This window comes from Amycolatopsis sp. NPDC059021, assembly GCF_042739895.1.
GTDB lineage: Bacteria > Actinomycetota > Actinomycetes > Mycobacteriales > Pseudonocardiaceae > Amycolatopsis.
The window spans coordinates 108598-117962 of sequence record NZ_JBHYIQ010000009.1 but is presented as its reverse complement, the minus strand read 5'-3'; the positions used below and the strand labels follow the sequence as shown (position 1 = coordinate 117962).

Here is a 9365-nt window from a genome sequence, read left to right as displayed (position 1 = left end):
GTAGCGGTGGCGGACGAAGAAACTCTGCGCGATTACCTGAAGTGGACGACGAAGAGTCTCCACGAGACGCGGCAGCGGCTGCAGGATGTCCAGGAGCGTGCCCACGAGCCGATCGCCGTGGTGGGTATGGGCTGCCGCCTGCCCGGTGGGACACGCGGCCCGGAGGACCTGTGGGAGCTGGTCACCGCGGGGACGGACGCGGTGTCCGGTTTCCCCGCCGACCGCGGCTGGGACGTCGCCGGGGGCGACGTCGAATCGGACTACGCCCGGCGAGGCGGGTTCGTCTATGACGCGGCGGAGTTCGATGCGGGCTTTTTCGGGATTTCGCCGCGTGAGGCGTTGGCGATGGATCCGCAGCAGCGGTTGTTGCTGGAGGTGTCGTGGGAGGCGTTGGAGCGTGCGGGTGTTGATCCTGTTTCGCTGAAGGGCTCGCGGACCGGAGTCTTCGCCGGGGCGGCGACCTCCGGCTACGCCGCCGGGTTCGCCGGGAACAGCACCGGCGCCGAGGGCTATCTGATGACGGGCAATGCCGGGAGTGTGATTTCCGGCCGGGTGTCGTACACGCTGGGGTTGGAGGGGCCTGCGGTCACTGTGGACACCGCGTGTTCGTCGTCGTTGGTGGCGTTGCACTTGGCGGTGCAGGCGTTGCGGCAGCGGGAATGCGGGCTGGCGCTCGTCGGTGGTGTGACGGTGATGGCCACGCCGGGGACGTTCGCGGAGTTCTCGCGTCAGCAAGGGCTTTCCGCTGATGGGCGGTGTAAGTCGTTTTCGGCGGATGCCGACGGGACGGGGTGGTCCGAGGGCGCCGCGGTGCTGGTGGTCGAGCGGTTGTCGGACGCGCGGCGCCATGGGCATCGTGTGCTGGCGGTTGTGTCCGGGAGTGCGATCAATCAGGACGGCGCGTCCAACGGCCTGACCGCGCCGAACGGCCCCTCACAGCGGCGGGTCATCCGGGCGGCGCTCGACAACGCCCGGCTCTCGGTCGCCGACGTCGACGTCGTGGAGGCGCATGGGACCGGGACGACGCTGGGTGATCCGATCGAGGCGCAGGCGCTGTTGGCGACCTATGGGCAGGATCGGGCGGAGCCGTTGTGGCTGGGGTCGCTGAAGTCGAACATCGGCCACACACAGCAGGCTTCCGGGGTCGCGGGCGTGATCAAGATGGTCATGGCGTTGCAGCGTGCCGAACTGCCCCGGACGTTGCACGTCGCGGAACCGACCCCGCATGTGAACTGGTCGTCGGGCAATGTCCGGCTGCTCACGGAGGCCGTGTCGTGGCCTGCCGGGGATCGCCCGCGTCGCGCCGGGGTGTCGTCGTTCGGGATGAGCGGGACCAACGCGCACGTCATCGTCGAGGAAGCGCCGGTCGTCGTCGGGGAGTCCCCAGAGGATACTGACGTCGAGTCGCGGATGCCGGTCCTGGCGTCGCCGGGTCCGGTGTGGACGGTGTCCGGGCGTGGTGCGGAAGGGCTGCGCGCGCAGGCGGGGCGGCTGCGGGAGTTCGTGGTGTCACGTCCCGGGCTGGACGCTGCGGATGTGGCGTGGTCGCTGGTGACGACCCGGTCCGCCTTCGAAAACCGTGCCGTCGTGCTGGGTACCGGCCGCGACGAGCTGACCGCCGGTCTCGCGGCGGTGGCTTCCGGCCGTCCGGCGGCGGGTGTGGTCACCGGCACGGCGCCGTCTTCCCCGGGCCGGACGGTGTTCGTGTTTCCCGGTCAGGGGAGTCAGTGGGTCGGCATGGGCCGTGAGCTGGCCGCGGTTTCGCCGGTGTTCGCTGCTCGGCTGGCGGAGTGTGCGTCGGCGTTGTCGTCCTTTGTGGACTGGTCGCTGGATGATGTGCTGGACGGTAAGCACGGCTTTGAGGCGGCGGATGTTGTTCAGCCCGCGCTCTGGGCGGTGATGGTGTCGCTTGCCGAGGTGTGGCGTGCTGCCGGTGTTGTGCCGGATGCGGTGGTGGGGCATTCGCAGGGTGAGATCGCGGCGGCGGTGGTGGCGGGGATTCTGTCGCTTGAGGACGCTGCTCGTGTGGTTGTTTTGCGCTCCAAGGCGTTGACCGCGCTTGCGGGTGAGGGCGGGATGATGTCGATCGCCGAGCCCGCGGACGCGGTCCGGGAGCGGATCGCAGCGTGGGGTGATCGTCTTTCGCTGGCCGCGGTGAATGGTCCATTGTCGACGGTGGTGTCGGGTGATCCCGGCGCTCTGCGGGAACTAGCCGAGTCGTGTCCTGAGGTGCGGACGAAGGTCATCCCGGTGGATTACGCCTCGCATAGTGCGCAGGTGGATGCGTTGCGGGGTGAGATTCTGTCCGTTTTGGACGGTATCGCGCCGCGCGAGGCGGGGATCCCGATGATTTCGGCGTTGAGTGGCGAGATGTTGAGTGGCCCCGACATGGATCCCGAGTACTGGTACGCGAGTCTGCGGGAGACGGTCGAATTCGAACGCGCCATCCGCACGCTCGGCGAGAACGGCCACGGTGTCTTCATCGAGACGTCACCGCATGCTGTGCTCACGGCCGCGATCACCGACACGCTCGACGAGCCGGTCGTGGTGGGAACGCTACGCCGCGACGAGGGTGGCGCCGAACGGTTGCTGACGTCGTTCGCGGAGGCGTTCACTCGCGGTGCCGGCGTCGACTGGGCCAGCGTGCTGAAGACCGGCGAGACCGTCGAGCTGCCCACCTACGCCTTCCAGCACGAGCGCTACTGGCCCGAGCCGGTCACCGTCAGCGCGGACACCGCCGGGGACAGCGCGTTCTGGACCGCCGTGGAACGTGGTGACGTTCGCGGGCTCGCCGCGGAACTCGGCGTGGACGACTCGTCGCTCGGGGAGGTGCTGCCCGCGCTGGCGTCCTGGCGGCGCAGCGAACGCGAAGGCTCCGTGGTCGCGGGCTGGCGCTACCGGATCACCTGGGTACCGGTCACCGGATCCGGCGCCGCGATGCTGTCCGGCACCTGGCTGCTCGTCGGTGAGTCCCCGGAAATCGCGGAAGCGCTCTCCCGTCAAGGCGCCGAGGTCGTCACGGCCGATCCCGGGCGGCTGAACGAGATCCCGGCCGGTGAGATCACCGGGATCGTGTCGGTACTGGCCATGGACGAGACGCCGGACACGGAGTTCCCGGTGGTCCCGAACAGCCTCGCCGCGACCCTGCGGCTCGTGCGGGCACTGGGCGAGGAGGGCATCACCGCCCCGCTGTGGGTACTCACCCGCGGTGCGGTGGCCGCCGTGCCCGGCGAGCGGCTGCCCAGCCCGGCGCAGGCGCAGGTGTGGGGATTCGGCCGGGTCGCCGCGCTCGAACACGGCGACCGCTGGGGCGGTCTCGTCGATCTGCCACCGGCAGGGGACGAGGGCACCGCGGCCCGGCTGTGCGCGGTGCTCGCGGGTCTCGGCGAGGACCAGGTCGCCCTGCGCCCCACCGGCATCCTCGCGCGGCGGCTCGTCCACGCCCCGCGGCCCACCGCGACCACCGAGTGGAAGCCGCGTGGCGCCACGCTGATCACCGGCGGTACCGGCGCCATCGGCGGGCACGTCGGCCGCTGGCTGGCCGGGCGCGGCGCCGGACGTGTCGTGCTGACCAGCCGTTCCGGACCGGGCGCCGCCGGGGTCGCCGAACTGGTGGCCGACCTGGCCTCCCGCGGCGCGGCGGTCGACGTCCTCGCCGGGGACATCGCCGCTCGCGCCCAGGTCGCCGGGCTCCTCGCCCGGATCGGACCGGAACTGTCGGCCGTTGTGCACGCCGCGGGCGTCGGAGACGGCGGCGCGATCGCCGACACCACGGTCGCCGGCCTGTCCGCCGCGATGGCGGGCAAGGTCGCCGGTGCGCGGTGGCTCGACGAGCTGACCGGTGACCTCGACGCGTTCGTGATGTTCTCCTCCGGAGCGGCGATCTGGGGCAGCGGCCTGCTCGCGGGCTACGCGGCGGCCAACGCCCACCTCGACGCGCTCGCCGACAGCCGGCGCGCCCGCGGCAAGGCCGCGACGTCGGTCGCCTGGGGGCTGTGGGGTGGCGGCGGGATGGTCGCGGGCGCCGCCGGGGAGCAGCTGCGCCGCTACGGCCTGCGGGACATCGACCCCGCCCTCGGTATCCAGGCGCTCGCCCAGGTGCTGGACGCGGGCGAGGGCGCGGTCGCGCTGGCCGACATCGACTGGGCGAAGTTCGCCCCGACCTTCACCCTGCGCCGCCCGAGCCCGCTCATCGCCTCCCTGCCCGACGTCGGGGAAATCCTCGACGGACAGGATCCGGGGCCGGGTGCTCCGGACACCGAGCTGGGCAGGCGGCTGGCCGGACTGTCCGAAATGGAGCAAGGCAGGCTGCTCACCGAACTGGTGCGGGCCGAAGCCGCCGCAGTGCTGGGGCACGCCTCCGCGGACGCGCTGAGCGCCGACCGGGCGTTCAAGGATCTCGGGTTCGATTCGCTGACCGCGGTCGAACTGCGCAACCGGCTCACCGAGGCCTCGGGGATCAAGCTGCCTTCGACGCTGATCTTCGATCACCCGAACGCGGTGGCGCTCGCCGGATTCCTGCGTGCCGAACTGCTGGGCGCCGGGGACGAGCGGGGGAGCGAACCCGTGCTCGCGGCCGCCGACGGGGAGCCGCTGGCGATCGTCGGCATGGGCTGCCGCTATCCCGGCGGCGCGAGCAGCCCGGAGAAGCTGTGGGATCTGCTGGCTTCGGGCACCGACACGATCTCCGGGTTCCCGGCCGACCGCGGCTGGGACATCGTCGAGCAGGCGTATGGCACCGAGGAGGTCACTTCCGGTGAGGCTTATACACGCCAAGGGGCTTTCGTCTACGACGCGGCGGAGTTCGACGCGGGGTTCTTCGGGATTTCTCCGCGTGAGGCGCTGGCGATGGACCCGCAGCAGCGGGTGCTGCTGGAGGTGTCGTGGGAAGCGCTGGAGCGGACCGGACTGGATCCCCGGTCACTCAAGGGATCCAAGACCGGCGTGTTCGTCGGCGCGACCTACGCGGGCTACGGCATGGGCCTCGCGGGCGGTGAGACCGGCTCCGAGGGTTACCTGCTCACCGGCGGGCTGACCGCGGTGATCTCCGGCCGGATCTCCTACACGCTGGGGCTGGAAGGCCCCGCGGTCACGGTGGACACCGCGTGCTCGTCTTCCCTGGTGGCGCTGCATCTCGCGGTGCAGGCGCTGCGGTCGGGTGAGTGCTCGATGGCGCTGGCCGGCGGTGTCGCGGTGCTCTCGACGCCCGGCGCGTTCATGGAGTTCTCCCAGCAGGGCGGGATGGCCGCGGACGGTCGCTGCAAGGCGTTCGGGGCCGGGGCCGACGGGATCGGCTGGGGCGAGGGCGCGGGTGTCGTCGTCCTGGAACGGCTTTCCGACGCCCGGCGCAACGGGCACCAGGTGCTCGCCGTGATCCGGGGTACCGCCACGAACCAGGACGGCGCGTCGAACGGTCTCGCCGCGCCGAACGGTCCTTCGCAGCGACGGGTGATCCGCGCGGCGCTGGCGAACGCCGGTCTGTCCACTTCGGACGTCGATGCTGTCGAAGCGCATGGGACCGGGACCTCGCTCGGTGACCCGATCGAGGCACACGCCGTGCTGGCCACCTACGGCCAGGATCGGGCCGGGGACAGGCCGTTGTGGCTGGGGTCGGTGAAGTCGAATATCGGGCACGCCCAGACCGCGGCCGGGGTGGCCGGGGTGATCAAGATGGTCATGGCGCTCCGGAACGGAGAGCTGCCGAGAACCCTGCACGCCGACGAGCCCTCCCCGCACGTCGACTGGGCGGCCGGGAACGTCCGGCTGCTCACCGAACCGGTGCCGTGGGCCGCCGGCGAACGCCCGCGCCGCGCGGGGGTGTCGGCCTTCGGGATCAGCGGCACCAACGCGCACGTCATCCTCGAAGAGGCCCCGGATCCGGTACCCGCGCCTGCCGTGCTCCAGCCCGCTCCCGTGCTGATTTCCGGCTCGCCCGCGTGGCTGATTTCCGGTGCGTCGAAGGACGGCATGGCCGCGCAGGCGGGCAGGCTCCGCGAGTTCGTGGTGGGCCGTCCGGAGCTGGACGCCGCGGAGGTGGCGTGGTCCTTGGCGACGACAAGGTCGGCGTTCGAGCACCGGGCGGTGGTGACCGGTGCGGACCTCGCCGCGGGTCTGGCCGCGGTGGCGACCGGTCAGCCCGCCGTGGGCGTGGTCACCGGAGCCACGACGCCGGGAGGTGCGGGCCGGACGGTGTTCGTGTTCCCGGGTCAGGGGAGTCAGTGGGTCGGCATGGGCCGTGAGCTGGCACGTGTTTCGCCGGTGTTCGCGGCGCGGCTGGCTGAGTGTGGTGCGGCGTTGTCGTCCTTTGTGGACTGGTCCCTTGAGGACGTGCTGGCGGGTAAGCATGGTTTTGAGGCGGCGGACGTGGTCCAGCCTGCGCTCTGGGCTGTGATGGTGTCGCTGGCTGAGGTGTGGCGTGCTGCTGGCGTCGTGCCGGACGCGGTGGTGGGTCATTCGCAGGGTGAGATCGCGGCGGCCGCGGTGTCGGGGATTCTGTCCCTTGAGGACGCTGCTCGGGTGGTTGCTTTGCGCTCCAAGGCTTTGCGGGTGCTCGCGGGTAAGGGCGGGATGATGTCGATCGCCGAGCCCGCGGACGCGGTTCGGGAACGGATCGCGTCCTGGGGTGAGCGATTGTCGCTGGCTGCGGTGAATGGTCCTTTGTCGACGGTGGTGTCCGGTACACCGGAGGCGTTGCGAGAGCTTGCGGATTCGTGTCCTGAGGTGCGGACGAAGGTCATCCCGGTGGATTACGCGTCGCATTCGTCGCAGGTGGATGCGTTGCGGGAGGATATTCTGTCCGTTTTGGACGGTATCGCGCCGCGCGAGGCGGAGATTCCCATGATTTCGGCGTTGAACGGGGAGATGGTGTCCGGTCCGGAGATGGATCCGGAGTATTGGTACGCGAGTCTGCGGGAGACGGTGGAGTTCGAGAAGGCCGTGCGGACACTCGGCGAGAACGGCCATGGGGTGTTCATCGAGACCTCGCCGCACGCCGTGCTCACGGCCGCGATCACCGACACGCTGGACGACGCTCTCGTCGTCGGCACGCTGCGCCGGGACGAGGGTGGCGCCGAACGATTGCTGACGTCGTTCGCCGAGGCCTACGTCCGCGGTGCCGAGGTCGACTGGACGACCGTCCTGCGTCCTGGCCCGGCGGTGGACCTGCCGACGTACGCCTTCCAGCGACAGCGTTTCTGGCCGGAGCCGGTGGCCGCCGTCCCGCCCGCCCGCGAGGCCGGGCCCGGCGAGTCCGGGTTCTGGACCGCCGTCGAGAACGGCGACACCCACGAACTGGCCGGCCTCCTCGCCGTCGACGACCACAGCCTGGCGGAGGTCCTGCCCGCGCTGGCCGGCTGGCGCCGCCGCGAGCGCGAGCGCTCGGCCGTGGCGAACTGGCGGTACCGGATCACCTGGGCCCCGGTCGCCGAGCCGGACGTCGTGGTCCTGCCCGGCACCTGGGTGGTCGTCGCCGACGACAGTGAGTCCACGCGGGAATACGTGCGGACGATGGAGGACCACGGCGCCGACGTCGTCGTGCTGGCCGAGAGCACAGTGGACCGGGACACCCTCGCGAAACGGCTTCCCACCGGGGAAATCGCGGGCATACTGTCTCTGCTCGCCCTCGACGAGTCGCGTGTGGACGGTTACCCCACGGTGTCCCGCGGCCTGGCCGCCACGCTGGCGCTGGTACAGGCGATGGGGGATGCCGGAATCGCCGCTCCGCTGTGGGTGCTCACCCGGGGCGCGGTGGCGGCCGGGCCCGGCGACGTGCTGACCAGCCCGGTGCAGGCACAGGTCTGGGGTCTCGGCCGGGCGGCGGGGCTGGAACATCCGGACCGCTGGGGCGGTCTGATCGATCTCCCGGGGGACTGGGACGCGCGGGCGGCCGCGGGACTCTGCGCGGTGCTGGCCCGCGGCGAGGAGGATCAGGTCGCCGTCCGGCACAGCGGGGTCCTGGCCCGCCGCCTGGTCCGTGCCGAGCCCAGCCGGGAACGCGAAGACCGCTGGGCCCCGCGCGGCACCGTGCTGCTGACCGGGGGTACCGGGTCGATCGGGGCGCGGGTCGGGGCGTGGCTGGCCGGGCGGGGTGCGCCGAGGGTCGTTCTGACCAGCCGCTCGGGTCCCGGGGCGCCCGGTGTTCCGGAGCTTGCGGCGGAGTTGGCCGAGGCCGGGTCCCGGGTCGACGTCGTCTGCTGTGACACCGCGGATCGTGCCGAGGTTTCCGGGTTGCTGGACCGGATCGGTTCCGACGGGCCACCGTTGTCGGCCGTCCTGCACTCCGCGAACGCGCCCTACCTGTCCCGGCTCGAGAACACCGACGTCACCGGTCTGTCGATCTCGCTCGGTGCCAAGGCGGCGGGTGCGTTGTGGCTCGACGAGCTGACCGCGGGTCTGGATCTGGACGCGTTCGTTCTGTTCTCGTCGATTTCGGCGACCTGGGGCAGTAACGATCACGGCGCCTACGCCGCGGGCAATGCCTACCTCGACGCGCTGGCCGAGTCGCGGCGTGCCAGGGGCCTGCCGGGGACGTCGATCGCCTGGGGCGTCTGGGACACCCGCGACTGGGACGCGGTGGACGCGATCATGGACCACAAGCCGGGCAGTGTCACCCCGCACCGGTTGCTGCGGCAGGGGATGAACTTCCTGGATCCGGAGCGGGCGCTGACCGCGCTGGGGCAGGCGCTCGACGATGACGAGACGTTCTTGGCGGTGGCGGATGTCGACTGGGCCCGGTTCGCGCCGGTGTTCACCGCGGCAAGGCCCCGTCCGCTGCTGGACCGGATCCCCGAAGTCCGTGCACTGGAAGAGGTTTCCGAAGAGCGCGCGAACGAGCGCGGGGAGCTGGCCGAGCGGCTGGCGTCGGTGCCGCACGCCGAACGGCTGCGGATCGTCACCGACCTGGTCCGCACGCACGCGGCTGCGGTCCTCGGCCACGGTTCGGCGGGCGAGGTGCCCGCGAACCGCGCGTTCCGGGACATGGGCTTCGATTCGCTGACGGCGGTCGAGTTGCGCAACCAGCTCACCGCGGCCACCGGGCTGAAACTGCCGGCCACGGTGATCTTCGACTACCCGAATTCGGCCGTGCTGGCCGAGCACCTGTGGACGGAGATCTCCGGAGCGGAGCAAGGACACGGTGCCGTGCTCGACGAGTTCGACCGGCTGGCCGCGACGCTCACGCCGCCGGACGAGGCGGCGAGGGCGGAAATCGCCGCGCGGCTGGAAGCACTCGCGCAGCGGTTCCGCGCCCGGCCCTCGGCGAGGGCCGCCGAGGACGCCGCGGCGGAACGCGCACTGGAGGGCGCGACCGCGGACGAGATGTTCGCGCTCCTCGAAGACGAGTTGAACGACCCCGATCTCGAATGACC

General features: G+C 71.4%; 1 pseudogene. It reads left to right on the top strand.

Annotated elements, in window-relative coordinates:
* Positions 1–6: 6 nt before the first annotated feature.
* Positions 7–9363 (top strand): annotated as a pseudogene (locus ACFWX1_RS07785) (type I polyketide synthase); the annotation flags it as partial.
* Between the last annotated feature and the right edge of the window lie 2 nt (positions 9364–9365).